15 protein-coding genes are annotated in these 15526 nt (G+C 70.3%); 10 read left to right on the forward strand and 5 right to left on the reverse strand.

Going from position 1 to position 15526, the window contains the following annotated elements; all coding sequences use genetic code 11:
• Window positions 1-57: 57 nt before the first annotated feature.
• On the reverse strand, window positions 58-993 hold the full coding sequence (locus ACIBK4_RS37915) for a VOC family protein (RefSeq protein ID WP_399002455.1): 936 nt from the start codon (window positions 991-993) through the stop codon (window positions 58-60).
• A complete protein-coding gene (locus tag ACIBK4_RS37920) occupies window positions 990-1964 on the reverse strand; it encodes a fumarylacetoacetate hydrolase family protein (RefSeq protein WP_399002457.1) in 975 nt (324 codons plus the stop codon). Before ACIBK4_RS37920 ends, ACIBK4_RS37915 begins: the two co-directional genes overlap by 4 nt.
• 275 nt (window positions 1965-2239) lie before the next feature.
• Here ACIBK4_RS37920 and ACIBK4_RS37925 point away from each other — a divergent pair, with 275 nt between their 5' ends.
• The 8 genes from ACIBK4_RS37925 to ACIBK4_RS37960 all read left to right on the forward strand — a co-directional run bounded on the left by ACIBK4_RS37925 (window position 2240) and on the right by ACIBK4_RS37960 (window position 9966).
• Entirely contained in the window at window positions 2240-2545 is a 306-nt protein-coding gene (locus ACIBK4_RS37925; protein WP_399002459.1) for an antibiotic biosynthesis monooxygenase family protein, read from the forward strand.
• A 34-nt stretch (window positions 2546-2579) separates the two neighbouring features.
• Window positions 2580-3704, forward strand: coding sequence for an FAD-dependent monooxygenase (locus ACIBK4_RS37930; protein ID WP_399002461.1), 1125 nt, complete (start codon window positions 2580-2582; stop codon window positions 3702-3704).
• Complete coding sequence (locus tag ACIBK4_RS37935; protein WP_399002463.1) at window positions 3701-4708, forward strand: amidohydrolase family protein; 1008 nt, start codon at window positions 3701-3703, stop codon at window positions 4706-4708. Before ACIBK4_RS37930 ends, ACIBK4_RS37935 begins: the two co-directional genes overlap by 4 nt.
• Window positions 4705-5682 (forward strand): cyclase family protein, encoded by a 978-nt coding sequence (locus ACIBK4_RS37940; RefSeq protein ID WP_399002465.1) that lies wholly within the window; start codon window positions 4705-4707, stop codon window positions 5680-5682. Before ACIBK4_RS37935 ends, ACIBK4_RS37940 begins: the two co-directional genes overlap by 4 nt.
• An 8-nt stretch (window positions 5683-5690) precedes the next feature.
• Window positions 5691-7061: an FAD-binding oxidoreductase gene (locus ACIBK4_RS37945; protein WP_399002929.1), complete on the forward strand. Its 1371-nt coding sequence runs from the start codon at window positions 5691-5693 to the stop codon at window positions 7059-7061.
• 3 nt (window positions 7062-7064) lie between these two features.
• Complete coding sequence (locus tag ACIBK4_RS37950) at window positions 7065-8021, forward strand: fumarylacetoacetate hydrolase family protein (RefSeq protein WP_399002467.1); 957 nt, start codon at window positions 7065-7067, stop codon at window positions 8019-8021.
• 156 nt (window positions 8022-8177) lie between these two features.
• Window positions 8178-9158 (forward strand): LysR family transcriptional regulator, encoded by a 981-nt coding sequence (locus ACIBK4_RS37955; protein WP_399002469.1) that lies wholly within the window; start codon window positions 8178-8180, stop codon window positions 9156-9158.
• A 37-nt stretch (window positions 9159-9195) separates the two neighbouring features.
• Window positions 9196-9966, forward strand: a complete 771-nt coding sequence (locus ACIBK4_RS37960; protein ID WP_399002471.1) for an SDR family NAD(P)-dependent oxidoreductase — start codon at window positions 9196-9198, stop codon at window positions 9964-9966.
• 19 nt (window positions 9967-9985) lie between these two features.
• On the opposite strand, the gene ACIBK4_RS37965 is transcribed toward ACIBK4_RS37960, so the two are convergent.
• Together ACIBK4_RS37965 and ACIBK4_RS37970 are read right to left on the reverse strand one after the other, a co-directional pair.
• Window positions 9986-11785 (reverse strand): FAD-dependent oxidoreductase, encoded by a 1800-nt coding sequence (locus tag ACIBK4_RS37965; protein WP_399002473.1) that lies wholly within the window; start codon window positions 11783-11785, stop codon window positions 9986-9988.
• A gap of 56 nt (window positions 11786-11841) precedes the next feature.
• Window positions 11842-12807 carry a zinc-binding dehydrogenase gene (locus tag ACIBK4_RS37970; RefSeq protein WP_399002475.1) on the reverse strand — a complete coding sequence of 322 codons (966 nt, stop codon included), beginning with the start codon at window positions 12805-12807 and terminating at the stop codon, window positions 11842-11844.
• A gap of 141 nt (window positions 12808-12948) precedes the next feature.
• On the opposite strand from ACIBK4_RS37970, the gene ACIBK4_RS37975 reads away from it, so the two are divergent.
• Window positions 12949-13431 carry a MarR family winged helix-turn-helix transcriptional regulator gene (locus tag ACIBK4_RS37975; protein ID WP_399002478.1) on the forward strand — a complete coding sequence of 161 codons (483 nt, stop codon included), beginning with the start codon at window positions 12949-12951 and terminating at the stop codon, window positions 13429-13431.
• A gap of 10 nt (window positions 13432-13441) precedes the next feature.
• Here ACIBK4_RS37975 and ACIBK4_RS37980 read toward each other — a convergent pair whose 3' ends face one another.
• Window positions 13442-14401 (reverse strand): NADP-dependent oxidoreductase, encoded by a 960-nt coding sequence (locus ACIBK4_RS37980; protein ID WP_399002480.1) that lies wholly within the window; start codon window positions 14399-14401, stop codon window positions 13442-13444.
• Between the two features lie 154 nt (window positions 14402-14555).
• Here ACIBK4_RS37980 and ACIBK4_RS37985 point away from each other — a divergent pair, with 154 nt between their 5' ends.
• The gene (locus ACIBK4_RS37985; protein ID WP_399002931.1) at window positions 14556-15398 is read left to right on the forward strand and encodes a helix-turn-helix transcriptional regulator; all 843 of its coding nucleotides are present in this window, start codon (window positions 14556-14558) and stop codon (window positions 15396-15398) included.
• The last annotated feature ends 128 nt before the right edge of the window (window positions 15399-15526 follow it).

Genomic DNA, 15526 nt, shown 5'->3' on the forward strand with positions numbered 1-15526 from the left:
GCCTTTCTTGCGGGTGGTTCGCGACAGAGGAGGTGCCACACAGGAGAGACGGGGGTGTCAGACGGGCGGCGCTTCGAAGAGCACGTCGGGGTCGTTGAACTGCTCCTTGGCGACCGTCTCGCTCATCGGGTCGGCGGTGCCCCACTGGTCCTGGGTGATCGGGTCGTCGACGTCATGGCGGCCCGGGTGCCACAAGTCTTCTTCGAGGACGGCGAGTTCGGTCGTGTACTCGACGGTGTTGCCGTGCGGGTCGTGGAAGTACGAGAAGGTGTTGTCACCCGCGAGATGCCGTCCGGGCCCCCAGGTGAGCCGGGTCCCCGCGCGCAACGCCCGTCCGGTGCCGCGCATGTACTCCTCGACCCCGCGCATCTCGAACGAGGCGTGGTGCAGGGAGACATGGGGGCCGCGAGCGATCGCGAAGGAGTGGTGCAGCGGGCTGCACCGCAGGAAGTACATGAGGTCGCCCATGTGCGTCGAGTACAGCGTGTCGGTGAGCCGGAACCCGAGGTGCCGGACGTAGAAGTCCCGCAGCCCTGCCGGGTCCTGGGAGTTGACCACGCAGTGCGAGAGCCGGACCGGGATGGCCTCACGCTCCTCGATCTTCCGGTGGGCGCGGGTCTCGACGTCCGCCGATACCTCGACGACCCGCCCGTCCGGGTCGAAGAACCGGAAGCCGTAGCCGCCGCCGGGGGTGTCCAACACGCCTGGCTCACCGATGAGTTGGACTCCAGCCCTCCCCAGCCGCCCGTGCAGCTCGTCCACGGCGGCCGGTGATTCGGCGCCAAAGGCAACGAGGTCCATCCGCTTCCGTTCGTCCTCGCGGATACGGACGATGTACTGCTCGGGACTGCCCTCTGCGGCGAAGAAGGCGACACCGCTGTCGTTGGCGACCTCGGTCAGGCCCCATGTGGTGCCGTAGAAGGCGCGCTGGCGGGCGAAGTCCGGTACGGCCAGGTCGACATGGCGCAGATGGGTGATGGGCTGGAAGCTCATGCGTCGCTCCTGACGGTGTTGCGCTGGTGGCCCAGGCCGGTGATCTCGGACTCGACGACGTCGCCCGGCTTCAGGAAGACACCCCAGTGCGCGCCGTTGCCGGCCGGGGAACCGGTGAGCAGGAGGTCGCCGGGGCGCAGGGTGGTGGTCGTGGAGACGTACGCGATGAGCCGGGGGATGTCGAAGATCATGTCCTTCGTCGACTCGTCCTGGCGGACAACTCCGTTGTGGCGCAGGGTGATCCGCAGGTCGCCCGGGTCTCCGACGAAGGCGGCCGGTACGAGGAAGGGACCGGTCGGCAGGAAGGTGTCGGCGTTCTTCGCGGTGAACCAGTCGGTTCCGATGGCCTTGAGGTCGGGCCGGTAGAGGCGGTCGCGGGTGGTGAGGTCGTTCGAGATCGTGTATCCGGCGACGTGTCGCATCGCGTCCTCGGCCCGGATGTTCTTGCCCGACTTCCCTATGACGAGCGCGAGTTCGAGTTCCCAGTCGTGCTGTTCGCCGAGCGCGGGGAGCATGATGTCGTCGTAGGGGCCGCTGATCGCGCGCGGGGAGCCGAGGAAGACGTACGGCACCCCATTGCGGGCGCGTTCGTCCATCATCAACTCGGCGTCGGCGCGGGCCTCTTCAGGGGTGGCGCCGTGCACGCTCTCCTTCTCGGCGGCGACCAGATCGACCACGTGCTTGCGGTAGTTGGCGCCGCTCTGGAGGATCTGGCCGGGTTCGATCGGGGTCAGGACGCGCAGCACGGCCAGCTCGTGCCAGGTGCCCTCGGTGGACCGGGCCAGGCCGTCGAGTCGCGGCAGCCAGCTGTCCCAGTCCTCGACGAGCGCGCGGATCGACGGCACGAGGTCGGAGAGGTCGCGCACGCGGTCGCCGGTGACCAGGCCGGGGAAGTCCGCCTCACCGGAAGCACCGGAGGCGAACGTGCCGAGCGCGAACGGTCCGGCGTGGGTGGGCAGTTGATCGGGCACGGCGCTCTCCTCGTACGGGTGGGGGCTCGCCGTCGACGCTAGGCAGCCTCGGGACGCGGCGGAAATGGCGATCCGCGATGCCTGCCATCACCGGCCCACCGGGCACGGAAGCGCTGCGCCGTCACCGGCCCGCCGGACGGCTGAACCGCTGGTCCATCGCCGTGCGGGATGCATGACGTCCCCCTTGCCGATGCCTCGATCCGTTGACCGTGCATCGACCGCCCACGCAGGCTCGGAGCACCCGCTTTCCCGAGGAGAGGCCCGAGGAGAAGAACGTGATAGTCGAGCATGCCGAGCTGACCGTCGAGGCGGGCCGGGAACGGGAGTTCGCGGAGGTGTTCGGCAAGGCCCGCGAGGTGCTGGCCGAGGCCGACGGGTTCCGGTGGGCCGAGCTGCTGCGCGGTGCGGAGCGGCCGTCGACCTTCCTTCTGCTGGTCGGCTGGGAGTCGGTCGAGGCGCACACGGTCGGCTTCCGGGAGTCCGAGGCCTTCGGCCGCTGGCGGGCCCTGGTCGGACCGTTCTTCGCCACGCCGCCGGCCGTCGAGCACTTCCACGAACTCGGCGCCCGCTTCTCGGGCTGACCCCCACCTCTGTCTACGTTCGCAAGGATCGCCCATGCCCGTACAAAAGGTGCTCGTCGTCGGCGGCGGCATCACCGGAAGCGTGCTGTGTCTCGCGCTCGCCCAGCGGGGCGTCGAGGTGGAGCTCGCTGAGATCTCTCCGCAGTGGTTCGGTGTGGGCCATGGCATCACCCTTCAGGGCAACGCGCTCAAGGCGCTGCGTGCCGTGGGTGTGCTGGACCGGGTGCTGGCCCGGGCGGTGCCGTTCGACATCATGCGGCTCCGCCGCGCCGACGGCGGGCTGATCATCGAGTTGGACACTCCGCACACCGGCGGGCCCGAACTGCCGTCCACAGCAGGGGCGTTGCGCTCGGATCTCCAGGACGCGCTGTGCGACGCGGTGCGCGCACACGGCGTGCGGGTCCGCCTCGGGCTGAGCGTGGACCGGCTCGACCGGTCACCCGACCACGTGGACGTGGTCTTCACGGACGGTACGACCGGCCGCTACGACCTCGTCGTGGGCGCCGACGGTATCAACTCGGCGATGCGCGCGCTGATCGGCATCGACGCCAGGCCCCGCCCGGTCGGCATGTCGATCTTCCGGGTCGTCGCCGACCGCCCGGCCGAGATGGACTGCGCCGAGGTGTACTACGGCGGCCCCCGCTTCAAGGCCGGCTACAGCCCGATCTCCCCCGACCAGTGCTACGCCTACCTCCTGGACGAGAACCTCGATACCACCCTGGTCGGCCCCCGCGCGTCCCTCACCCTCCTGCGCGAGCGCGGTGCCGGGTACGGCGGCACTTGGGGCAGGATCCTCGCCCGGCTCCCCGACGACACGGCGGTCGACTACCGCTGGATCGAGGCGATCCTCGTCGACGAGCCCTGGCACCGGGGCCGCGCGATGGTCATCGGCGACGCCGCGCACGCCTGTCCCCCGCTGATCGCGCAGGGCGCCGCGATGTGCATGGAAGACGCCGTGCTGCTCGCGGAGTTGGTGACGGCGGACGAGCCGATCGAGAAGGCCCTGGACCGCTTCATGGACCGGCGGCTGCCCCGCGTCCGGATGGTCCTGGAGAACTCCCTCCAGCTCGCCGACTGGGAGATCCACCCGGACACCCCCGGCGCCGACCCGGCCCGCATCATGTCGGAGACCCTGGACACCCTGACGGCGGCGGCGTGAACAGCTCGCCCGTGGTCGACTTCCACGGCCATCTCGCCGTCCCCGCCGCCGACGCCCTGGTCGCGGGCACCCCGGGTCTCGCCGCCGAACTCGCGGCCGAGCAGCGCGCCCACTCCCCCGCGTCCCTGGCCGTCAACCGCGCCCAACTCCACCTCCTGGCAACCCAGTTGACGGACGTCACCACCCGCCTCGCGGATCTCGACGCGATGGGCGTCGACATCCAGGTCGTCGGCCCGATGCCGATGCACCACTACTGGGCGGACCCGGACCTCGCGATCAACCTCGCCCGCACGGTCAACGCGGCCGTGGCCGCCCACTGCGCCACCGCACCCGACCGCCTGTACGGCCTCGGCACCGTCCCGCTCCAACACCCTGATCTCGCAGTCGCGTTGCTGGACCAGGCCGTCAACGACCATGGCCTGTACGGCATCAGCGTCTCCACGACGGTCGACGGCCGCGAACTGGCCGACCCGGCGCACGACGTGGTGTGGCAGCGGGCCGAGGAGCTGGGCGCGGTCGTGTTCGTGCACCCCTGGGGCTGCTCCCTCGGCGAGCGTCTGGCCACCAACTACCTGGGAAACACGGTCGGTCAGCCGGTGGAGACGACGGTCGCGCTCTCGCACCTCATCTTCACCGGTGTCCTCGACCGCTTCCCCCGCCTCAAGTTGGTGGCGGCGCACGGCGGCGGCTATCTGCCGACGTACATCGGCCGTTCGGACCACGCCTGGCACGTGCGGGAAGACGCTCGCGGTTGCTTGGAGCCTCCGAGCGCCTATCTGCGCCGGATGTGGTTCGACGCGCTCGTCTATACCCCGGGGGCGCTGCGCCATCTCGTCGAGGCGGTGGGCGCGGACCGGGTCGTCCTCGGGACCGACCACCCCTTCGACATGGGCGTCGACGACCCGGTGACCCGTCTGGACGCGGTCGGCCTCACCCCGGCCGACCGGGCCGCCGTCGCCGGGGACAACGCCCTCGAACTGCTGCTGAAAGGACGTACCCGATGACCACCGCCGCCCTCGGCCCGATCGAGGAAGAACTCGCCAAGGCCCGTTCCGCCTACCGCAATTGGGGCCGCTGGGGCGAGGACGACGTGCTCGGCACGCTCAACTTCATCGACGACGCGATCCGCGCCCACGCGGTCGGCCTGGTGCGTCGCGGGCGGGCCTTCTCCCTCGCGCAGGAGTTCAACGAGGCCGGCCCACAGCGCGGTTTCCGCGGCCGTATCAACCCGGTCCACTACATGCGGGACACCGGCTCCGACGCGGCGGCCGGCACGCAGGGCTTCCCGCACGGATTCGGCGGCGCCGACGACCACGTGCTGATGCCCTTGCAGGCCTCGACCCAGTGGGACGGCCTGGGCCACATCTACGACAACAAGCAGGCGTGGAACGGCCGTCCGTGCACCATCGTCAACGGCGAGGGCGACTCGGTCACCGGCATCGAGCACATGAAGGAGGCATTCACCAGCCGCGGGGTCCTCCTGGACGTGGGCCGAGCTGTCGGCGACGGACACGGCGAACTCCCGGACGGATTCCCCATCTTGGAGGAACATCTCCGGACCACGATCGAGGCGCAGGGCGCCACCAGTTCCGTACGACGCGGCGACCTCGTCCTGATCCGCACCGGCCAACTCGGCCGCGTACGACGGCTCGGCGCGTGGGGCGGTTACGCCGCCGGTGACGCGCCCGGCCTCTCCTTCACCACCCTCGGCTGGCTGCACCGCACGGAGATCGCGGCAATCGCCTCTGACACATGGGGACTTGAGGTACGGCCCTACGAGTTCCCGCAGCCCGCGATGTCCCCGCTGCACCAGATAGCGATCCCCAACATGGGCCTCCCGCTGGGCGAGATGTGGGACCTGGAGGCACTGGCCCAGGACTGCGCGGCCGACGGAGTCTTCGAGTTCCTGCTGGTCGCCGCGCCGATTCCGGTGACCGGCGCAGTGGGCGCCCCTGTCAACCCGATCGCGATCAAGTGAGCCTCCGAGTGAACCTGAACCGCTTCTCCGGCACCCTTCACCTCCCCGACGACGAGGACTTCGCGACGGCGTGCTTCGGCCGGGTCTTCAACGCCCGCCGCCCGTCCGACCGTTCACCGGCAGCCGTCCTGATGGCCGAGTCCGAGCAGGACGTGGTGGAGGGTGTACGGCTCGCCCTCGAACGCGGCTGGCAGGTCGCCGTCCGTTCCGGCGGGCACAGTTGGGCCGCGTGGTCGGTGCGTGAGGACGCGCTGTTGATCGACCTCGGGGGCTTCCGCGAGATGGCGTACGACCCGGGGACCGGGATCGTCACGGCGACCCCCAGCGTGAAAGGCGGCGACGAACTCAACCCGTATCTAGGCGAGTTCGGGCGCTTCTTCAACGGCGGCCACTGCCCCTCCGTAGGCATCGGTGGCTTCCTGCTCCAGGGCGGCCAGGGCTGGAACGCGCGGGGCTGGGGCTGGGCGGCGGAGAACATCGTGGCGCTCGATGTCGTCACCGCCGAGGGGGAGTTGGTGCGCGCGGACGACAACCACCACAGCGATCTGTTCTGGGCGGCGCGCGGCGCGGGCCCGGGTTTCTTCGGCATCGTCACCCGCTTCCATCTGCGCACGCGCCCACTGCCGCAGTACCTGGGCCACACCGTGCACGCCTATCCGCTCGACCTGTTCGACGAGGTCATGACCTGGCTGCACGGCATGCACCACACGGTCTCGGACCTGGTCGAGATCGTCGCGCTCACCCAGACACCGCCCGACCTGGACGAACCGGTACTGCTGGTCACGGGCGTGTCGATGACCGACACCGCGGACGAAGCCGCCGAGGCGCTCGCGCCGCTGCACGCCAACCCGTACGCGGACCGGGCGTTGTTCCGCGTGGAGGCCCAACAGACCACGTTCGCCGAACAGTTGGCGGGTCAGCGCATCGCCAACCCCGAGGGCCACCGCTACCTGGTCGACAACGCCTGGCTGACCGGCCCCGCCGACGAGGTCGTACCGGCGATCCGCAAGGCGTTCACCGAGCAGCCCACCCGGCAGACCTTCACCATCTGGTTCTCCATGGCCCCGCTGCGCCAACTCCCCGACATGGCCTTCTCGTTGCAGTCGGAGATCTACTGCGCCGCGTACGTCATCCACGACGACCCGGCACGGGACGCGGAGTTGCGCGCCTGGCTGGACGGGGCGATGGCGGACATGCAGCCGGTGACCGCCGGCCAGTACCTCGGCGACTCCGACTTCACCGTGCGGCAGTTGAGGTTCATGGGCGACGAACAGTGGCGGCGGCTGCGGGAGATCCGGGCCGCCCACGACCCCAAGGGTCTCTTCGCCGGCTACCTCAGCACGGGGACCGTCACCAACACCAACCACTGGGAGCAGTGAGCGATGCGTTTCGCGACATACGAGTACGAGGGCGTGGAGCGCGCCGGGGCCGTCCGCGACGGGACGATCCATCCACTGCCCGAGGGCATCACCGTACTGACCCTGCTGGAACAGGACGTGCTGCACGCGGCCGGTACCGAAGCGCTGCGTGCGCCAAGTGACTTGACGGTGGATCAGGTGCGGTTGCTGCCTCCCCTCAAGCCGCCGTCCATCCGGGACTTCGTCGGGTTCGAGGCGCACATCGAGGGGGTCTCGAAGTCGCTGGACGGGCTGGAGCACGTGCCCGAGGAGTGGTACCGGGCGCCCAACTTCTACTTCACCAACCCGCACGCGGCGTACGGCGCTCACGACAACGTGCCGGTCCCTGCGGGGTGTTCGGTGCTGGACTTCGAGTTGGAGGTCGGTGTCGTCATCGGCCGCAGCGGGCGTGATCTCACGCCGGAGCAGGCACGCGAGCACATCGTCGGCTACCTGGTCTTCAACGACTGGTCGGCGCGCGATCTTCAGAAGCCGGAGAAGAACCTCGGGCTCGGTTTCTCCAAGGGCAAGGACTTCGCGAACACGCTGGGCCCCTGTCTGGTCACCCCCGACGAGGTCGAGGACCGGCGCGACCCGGACGGCTTCCTGGACCTGGAGATGACGGTCACCCTCAACGGCGAGCTGATCGGCCGCGACACCCTCGCCAACGTGTCCTGGACCTTCGAGGAGATGATCGCCTATGCCTCCCGGGACGCCTGGGTGCGACCGGGCGACATCCTCGGCTCGGGCACCTGCGGCTGGGGCGCGCTGGCCGAGTTCTGGGGCCGGGTCGGCGAACGCACCCCGCCGCCGCTGCGGCCCGGCGACGAGGTGACCCTCGCCGTGGAGCGCCTCGGCACCCTCTCCAACCGGGTCGTGCCCGGCCGTACGGACGTGTACCTGCCGCGAGCCCGCAAGCGCGGCCGGACCCCGCGGCCGTAGATTCGCCGAAAAACGTTCCGACCTGCACACATCCAGGGATCCGATGGCAGCTATCGGATCCCTGTGACTTGGTCCCCGGCCCCTTCCTCGGCGGGAGGGCGGTCGTTACGCTCCGGTTCCACCGAGCTTCAACGACGCGGCCGGAAGGACACACGCATGGGTCTGGGAGCAATCGACCTGAATCTTCTGGTGGCGCTGGAAGCCCTCCTGGAGGAGAAGAACGTCACCCACGCGGGGGTGCGGCTGTCCACCAGCCAGTCCGCGATGAGCGGCTCCCTGGCCCGGTTGCGGCGGCACTTCAACGACGAGTTGCTGGTGCGGGTGGGCCGCGAGTACGAGCTGACCCCGCTTGCCGAGCGGCTGCTGCCGGTCGTCCAGTCCTCGCTGCACAAGGCGGAGGAGGCGCTGTCGCTGACCAGGCACTTCGATCCGTCGCGCAGTCGGCAGCGGTTCTCGGTCGTGATGTCCGACTACGTCATGACGGTGTTCATGGAACCGCTTCTGCGGGCCCTGGCGCAGGAGGCCCCGGGCATCCGGATCGACTTCCACCCCATCGTCATCGGGCAGTTGGAGACCGAGACGCATCTCCGCTGCCACGACCTGATGATCGTGCCGCTCGGCTATCAGCTGCCCGGCGTCAGCGAGACCGTGATGCACGACCGGTTCGTGTGCATCGTCGACCCGGACAACCCTCGCCTGGTGGACGGGCGGCTCTCGCTGCGCGACCTCGCGGAGATGCCCCACGCGGCGTGCCTCATCGGCAAACTCACGCCCGCCGACCGGCAGTTGGAGACCCTCGGCATCACACCCCGGGTGCAGGTCAGCACGCCCGGCTTCAACGTGCTGCCGTTCCTGGTGGGCGGCACCGACCTGGTCGCCGTGGTCCCCGAACGGCTCGCCCGGCGCTACGAGGGCTTCGCGCGCTGTGCCGTCGTACCGACGCCCTTCCCGGACGTACCGCTGGTGGAGGCCATGTACTGGCACCACAACCGGCACGCGGACCCGGCCCACCGCTGGCTGCGGGAGACGGTCCGCAAGGTGGCCGCGGCGCTGGACGACCCGGTGGTGCGCGAGATCGCCGACGCGGATGCCACCCATGCCGATCGTGCGTTTCCGGAGCTGACCCCGGCTTCCTAGCGTGGACGGGACACAGCCCGCACCCCCTGGAGGAACCGTGAGCCGCACGCGCCTTGCCGGTCGTACCGTCGTCGTCACCGGGGCCGCGCAGGGCCAGGGAGCCGCCGAGGTCGCGGCCGCCGCCCGCGAGGGCGCGACGGTGATCGCGACCGACGTCCTGGACGAGGCGGGCGAGAAGCTCGCCGCGTCACTCCGGGGCGACGGCCTGGACGTCCGCTACCGGCACCTGGACGTGTCGTCGCCGGAGGACTGGACTGCCCTCGCGGCCACGCTCACCGAGGTGCACGGGCTCGTCAACAACGCCGGCATTCCCATGCGCGCCCGCCTCGGTTCGGTCGAACTCGCCGACTGGAACCGGGCGTTCGCGGTCAACACGACCGGCGCGCTGCTCGGCATCCAGGCCCTCGCCCCGCTGATGCCGGCCGGTTCGTCCATCGTGAACGTCGGTTCGGTCGCGGGCCTCACCGCGCACCACGCGGTCGCGTACACCGCGAGCAAGTGGGCGCTGCGCGGCCTGTCGAAGGTGGCCGCGCTGGAACTGGCCCCGCGCGGCATCCGTACGAACGTGATCCACCCCGGTTACATCGAGACCCCGTTGATGGCGACCGCGAACCCGGTGTTCGTCCAGGCCCACCTCTCGCTGACCCCGCAGGGCCGGGCGGGCACGGTCGACGAGGTGGCGCCGCTGGTCGTCTATCTGCTGTCCGACGAGGCGTCGTACGTCAACGGCGCGGAGATCACCGTCGACGGCGGGTACGCGGCGCACGGCGGGGTGAAGGCGATCACGAACGCGCTCGACGCCTCCTGACGACCGGGGCGCGACGGCTCTACTGGTCGGTGCGGTCGGTGCGGAAGTTGGCGGTCAGCCGGTTGATGCTCTTGACCGCGAGTTCGGCGAAGTTCGAGCGGGCGACGATGGCGGTGGTCTCGCCGTGCCGTCGGACGCTGCGCAGATCACGCTGGACCTGGCGCGAGAGCTGGTGGAGTTCGCGCTGAGCGGTGGCGAGCCGCTGCTCGGCGGCGCTCCGGGCCTGCCGGTGCTCCCGTCGGGTGCGGGGAGTGCCGGTGCTGTCGGACGAGGTCTCAGTGGGCATGTCGGTGCTCGCTTCCGTGGTGGTGGGTCGCGTCGCCGCGAGGGTGCGGACGCCGACGGTGTCCAAATAGGCTGCTACGGCGGGGAGTTCGGCGGTGTCGACCACGGCGGCGACGTATCCGTCCGGGCGGACGAGCACCCACTGCTCGGCGGACAGTCCGTAGGCGTTCTGGACGCGGTCGCCGCTGTCGAGGATGTCGCCCCGGGTGCCGATGGTGTGGATGTGCAGGCCGGGGCGGGGTGTTGGGGCCGAGGTCTCGTCGACGTCGTGGCCGAGGAGGGTCCAGTGCGGCCCTTGGAACAGGCTGAACAGGCGGGTGGGGAGGCCGCCCGCGCCGGTGACGGGCGCGTCGGGCGCGCGGTCGCCGGCCAGTACGCCCTTGTCGCGCGCCGAAGTGTGCAGCGACAGGGGCGAGTTCAGGTAGCCGAGGTCGAGCTGGCTGACCTCGCGGCCCCGGTGGATGTCACGGTTCTTGGCCGCTTCGAGCAGCTTCTCGGACAGACCGAGGACGGCTTCGGCGATGGGCCGGCGTTCCTGCTCGTACGTGTCCAGCAGGGATTCCGGGGCGCCGTCGAGCACGGCGGCCAGCTTCCAGCCCAGGTTGTAGGCGTCCTGGACACTGGTGTTGAGGCCCTGTCCGCCGGTCGGCGGGTGGCAGTGTGCCGCGTCCCCGGTCAGGAACACGCGCCCCTGCCGGTAGGTGTCGGCGAGCCGGGCGTTCATCTGGAACGCGGACGCCCAGGACACGGAGCGGATCACGACGTCGTCACGGCCGGTGCGTTCACGGAAGAAGGCGGTGAGTCCTTCGGCCGAGAGGTCCAGGTCGACGTCGAAGGGTACGGGCGCCTGGAGTTGGAACATGTCGGTGCCGTAGAGCGGGCACATCGACACCTGTCCGGCGGTGTCCTCGCCCCAACGGTGCCAGGCGTCCGTGGAGACGCCGTCCACGTACACGTCGGCCACGATCGCCCGTACGCCGAGGGTCTTGCCGGGGAAGCCGATCCCGAGCGCCTTGCGGACGAAGCTCGATCCGCCGTCGGCACCGATCAAGTACCTTGCGCGTACGGCCTGTTCGCCGTCCGGGGTGGCGATGCGCGCGGTCACACCGTCGCCGTCCTGGTCGAAGCCGACCAGTTCGTGGCCGTAGTGCGGGGCGTGACCCAGCTCGGCGAGGCGTTCGCGCAGTCGGCGCTCGGTGCGGAACTGCGGGACGAGCAAGGGTATTTGGTACGGCTCCTCGGGCGTCGGTTCCGACATCTCCACGCCGACCTGGTCGATGGGCCCGTCGGCGGTGTAGATCCGCTGGACGGGATACTCACCGCCGGAGGCGACGATCCGGTCGATCACGCCGAGGTCCTCGAACACCTCCTGGCTGCGGGGCTGGATGCCCTTGCCGCGCGAACCGACGAACGGGTGCGGCGCCTTGTCGATCAGCAGGAAGGCGATGTTCCTGCGGGCGAGGTCGAGGGCGAGGGTCAGTCCGGCGGCGCCGGTGCCGCAGATGATGACGTCGGTGTCCGTGGTGGGGGACATGGATTCAGGCTCCTTCGGTAATTCCAGGGCGAGTTGCATGAGGGGGCACGCGGAGGTCAGGGCACGAGGACGGTGCGTACGCCGGGCACCTCGGGCGCGCTCCAGGCGCTCTCGACCTCGGCGAGGGGCACGGCCTGCGCGGTGACCGCGATGCCGCCGCTCTCGATCTCCTCGACCAGGGACGGGAGTTCCTCCAGATACGTCCTGGTCGATACGGCGCCCTGGCCGTTGCCCTGGAGGCGGAAGTTCGCCGAACGCAATGCCACTGACGGGAGTTCGATGGTCGGGCCCGCCATGGCGCCGATCTGGATCCAGTTCAGGGCGCGGCTGCGGTCGGCTCGGCCCCGCAGCAACGCCATGATCGCGTCACCGGCCGGCTTGCCCCACAAGTAGTCGATGACCAGGTCGACTTCGGCGGCTTCCTTGGCCAACTCCGTTGCCGTGACGTCGGCGTCGTCCGTAAGCGCTACGGTCGCGTCCGCCCCCAGCCCTGCCAGGGTCGCCAGCCGGGCCTGGTCACGTCCGGCGCCGACCACCCGCCCGGCGCCGAGCCGCTTGGCGACCTGGACGGCCATCTGTCCGGCGTTGCCGGTGGCGCCGAGGATCAGCACCGACTGCCCGGCCTCGATCGGGACGCGGCGGCGCAGCGCGACCCAGGACGACATGGCGGGGTTCATCGCGGCGGCGATCTTCACGACGTCGGCGTCGTCGGGGAGCGGGATGCTGTGGCGGCTGTCGATGACGGTGCGGGTGGCCATCGGGCCGGCCAGTTCGTCGTCGGCGACGAAGTAGACCAGGCGCCCGTCAGCGCGGCGGCCGACGCCGTCGACACCCGGCACCATCGGCAGCTTGCCGGTGCTCGTGTAGTGGTTGCCCGACGCGCCGGTACGGACTCGGGGGTGCAGGCCCACGGCGAGGACGTCGACGATCTCCTGGTCCTCGTCGGTCGGCGCGGGCAGGTCGAAGGGCTCGTAGCGGGGCGGGGTGCCGAACGAGCTGACGACGGCGGCGTGGATGTCCATGGAGCTCTCCTCGGATCGGATTCAGGGCACAGGGCGCATGGCACAGGGCGCGAGGGATTTAGTGGGTGCCACGAACGTTTTAGTACGTGACACCAATCAAATTAGTAGGTGCCACGTACCTTTGCAAGTAGAATCCGGGACATGACCTCACCGCACGACACCCCGTCCCCGGCACCCGAGGACCTCGGCCTGGTGGACGCCCTCGCCCAGCTGTCGTTCCTCGTACAGAACGCGCTGGCCGAGATCGCCGGGGAGTACGACCTGTCGATCACCCAGACGCGGCTGCTCGGCATCCTGCGGGACCGCGAGCCGACAATGAACCAGCTCGGCCGCCACCTCGGCCTCGACAAGTCCTCGATCACGGGCCTCGTCGACCGCGCCCAGCGCCGGGGGTTGGTCACCCGCACGCCCAGCACCGTCGACCGCCGCTCGTTCCAGGTGTCGATCACCGACGCCGGCCGAGAGCTCACGGAACAGGTCGCCGCTCGGTTCGCCGAGCGGATCGAGAGCTGTGTCGAGCCGCTTCCCGGAACCGACCGGAAGCGGCTGTCGCGCATGGCCACGCGGATCGTGACCGCCGACGCCGACGTCCGTGGCATCGACCTGCGCACCGATCCCCGCTGACCGGTCTCCGTCAGAGCGAGCCGCGCGGCACCGTCACCACATGCTTGCCCACGACGCCGCCCCGCTCGAACGCCTGGTGCGCCGCGGCGATGTCCGCGAGCGGGTAGACGCTGTCGATCACCGGGCGCAGCGCACCCGAGGTGACGTGGTCGGCCACATCGCGCAGTACGGGTGTCTCGGGGTTGGCGCTGAAGGTGCGGATACGGCGGGAGCCGTGCACGCTCGACGCGGCGATCGCGGCAATGGCGGACGGGGACAGTCCGACGGTGACCATCCGGCCACCCTTGGCCAACCGGCCCCGGTAGCAGTGCAGTTCGGTGCCGACGGTGTCGACGATGACGTCGAACGGCCCGATCCGGTCCGAGGTGGTGGAACCGTAGTCCAAGACCTCGTCGGCGCCGAGTTCGGTCAGGATCTTGGCGTGGCGGTCGCGGGCCAGCGCGGTCACATGGCCGCCCATCGCGTGCGCCAACTGCACGGCGGCCGTGCCGACTCCGCCGGCCGCGCCCCTGACCAGGACCTTCTCGCCGCTCACCAGGCGCACACTGTCACGCAACGCGATCAGCGCCGTGGCACCCGCGACCACCAGGGAGGCCGCCTCCACCGACGAGAGGTCCGCCGGGGCGTGCGAGATGCGCTCCGCGGCGACCACGACGTACTCGGCCGCCCCCGCGACGGAGTGCCGCTGCCGGGGGTGCACCATGCCCCACACCCGGTCCCCGACCCGGTAGCCGTCGACACCGTCGCCGGTCGCGGCGACGACGCCGGCGAAGTCCAGCCCCACCCCGATCGGGAACCGGCGCCCCGACACCATCTTCAACTCCCCTGCCCGAACGATCACATCGTGCCCGTTCACGCTGGACGCCTCGACCGACACGAGGACCTCACCCGAGCCGGGAGCAGGACGGTCGACCTCGTTGACCCGCAGTACGTCCGCAGTACCGAAACTCGTGATCTGAACGGCCTTCATGTCGCTGTTCCTTCCGTGGCCCGCTGTGTGGTTGATCCGATGCTGGACCCCGCACGCGACATCACGGTCGTTCTCCTTTTCCTGGGTCTCGCAGACCCACCCTCGCGGGCCGCGCCGACGGCATACTGGCGCGGTGACCGACTCCTCCCACGCCATGAGCGACGACCCCCGACGCGAACTCGCGGAGTTCCTGCGCACCCGCCGAACTCGCCTGCGGCCGGAGGACGTTGGGCTGGAACCCGGACCGCGACGACGCGTCGCGGGACTGCGGCGGGAGGAACTGGCGCTGCTGGCCGGGGTGAGCTCGGACTACTACCAGCGCATGGAACAGGGCCGCGACGTACGCCCCTCCGAACAGGTCCTGGACGCCCTCGCGCGTGCCCTCGCCTTCTCCGCCGAGGAGACCCGCCACCTGCACAGCCTCGCCGCCGCCGCACGCAACCCGGTCCAACCGCCGCGTCCGTACGAGCCGGAGCAGGTACCGGACACCACGCTACGACTGCTGCACGGCATGACCGCGCCCGCTCTGGTCATCGGCCGTTTCCTGGACGTGCTGGCCTGGAACCCGCTCGGTGGCGCCCTGTTGGGAGACTTCACCCGGCAGCCCCAGAAGGAACGGAACCTGCTGGCGCTGTTCCTGCACCCTCAGGCCGACCGGACCTGCCCGAACCGGGCGGCCACCGTCGCGGAGCTCATCGGGATGTTGCGGACGCATGTCGCCGCCGATCCGGGGAACCCGCGCGCCGTCGAGCTGGTCGGTGAACTCGCCGTCCGCAGCGACGAGTTCGCGGCCCTGTGGGCCCTCCACGACGTGGAGGAACCGACCCGTGGCCAGATGCGCCTCCATCACCCCCGGGTCGGCGAACTGAACCTGGACTGGGACGCCTACCCGATACCGGGCAACCCCGGTCCCGCGCTCATGGTCTGCACCGCGGCCGAGGGCAGCCGCGACGCCGAGCGGCTCCGACTCCTCGCCGGCCTGCTCGACGTCCACTGAGGACGGCCGTCCGTCACCCACCCAACCGGAGCCCCGCGAGCCAGACTTCAGGAGTACCGGGTTCCGGCTCCTCGGCCGCCAGCCGGGCCAGGAACTGCCGTGTGCGGCGCAGGAGTGCGAGGGCGGTC

The organism is Streptomyces sp. NPDC050528, assembly GCF_044457795.1.
Classification (GTDB): Bacteria; Actinomycetota; Actinomycetes; order Streptomycetales; family Streptomycetaceae; genus Streptomyces.

Coding starts and splice junctions, on each gene's coding strand:
- ACIBK4_RS37915 (WP_399002455.1), bottom strand. CDS start 993: ATGAGCTTCCAGCCCATCACCCATCTGCGCCATGTCGACCTGGCCGTA.
- ACIBK4_RS37975 (WP_399002478.1), top strand. CDS start 12,949: ATGACCTCACCGCACGACACCCCGTCCCCGGCACCCGAGGACCTCGGC.
- ACIBK4_RS37940 (WP_399002465.1), top strand. CDS start 4,705: ATGACCACCGCCGCCCTCGGCCCGATCGAGGAAGAACTCGCCAAGGCC.
- ACIBK4_RS37950 (WP_399002467.1), top strand. CDS start 7,065: ATGCGTTTCGCGACATACGAGTACGAGGGCGTGGAGCGCGCCGGGGCC.
- ACIBK4_RS37970 (WP_399002475.1), bottom strand. CDS start 12,807: ATGGACATCCACGCCGCCGTCGTCAGCTCGTTCGGCACCCCGCCCCGC.
- ACIBK4_RS37930 (WP_399002461.1), top strand. CDS start 2,580: ATGCCCGTACAAAAGGTGCTCGTCGTCGGCGGCGGCATCACCGGAAGC.
- ACIBK4_RS37985 (WP_399002931.1), top strand. CDS start 14,556: ATGAGCGACGACCCCCGACGCGAACTCGCGGAGTTCCTGCGCACCCGC.
- ACIBK4_RS37965 (WP_399002473.1), bottom strand. CDS start 11,785: ATGTCCCCCACCACGGACACCGACGTCATCATCTGCGGCACCGGCGCC.
- ACIBK4_RS37955 (WP_399002469.1), top strand. CDS start 8,178: ATGGGTCTGGGAGCAATCGACCTGAATCTTCTGGTGGCGCTGGAAGCC.
- ACIBK4_RS37980 (WP_399002480.1), bottom strand. CDS start 14,401: ATGAAGGCCGTTCAGATCACGAGTTTCGGTACTGCGGACGTACTGCGG.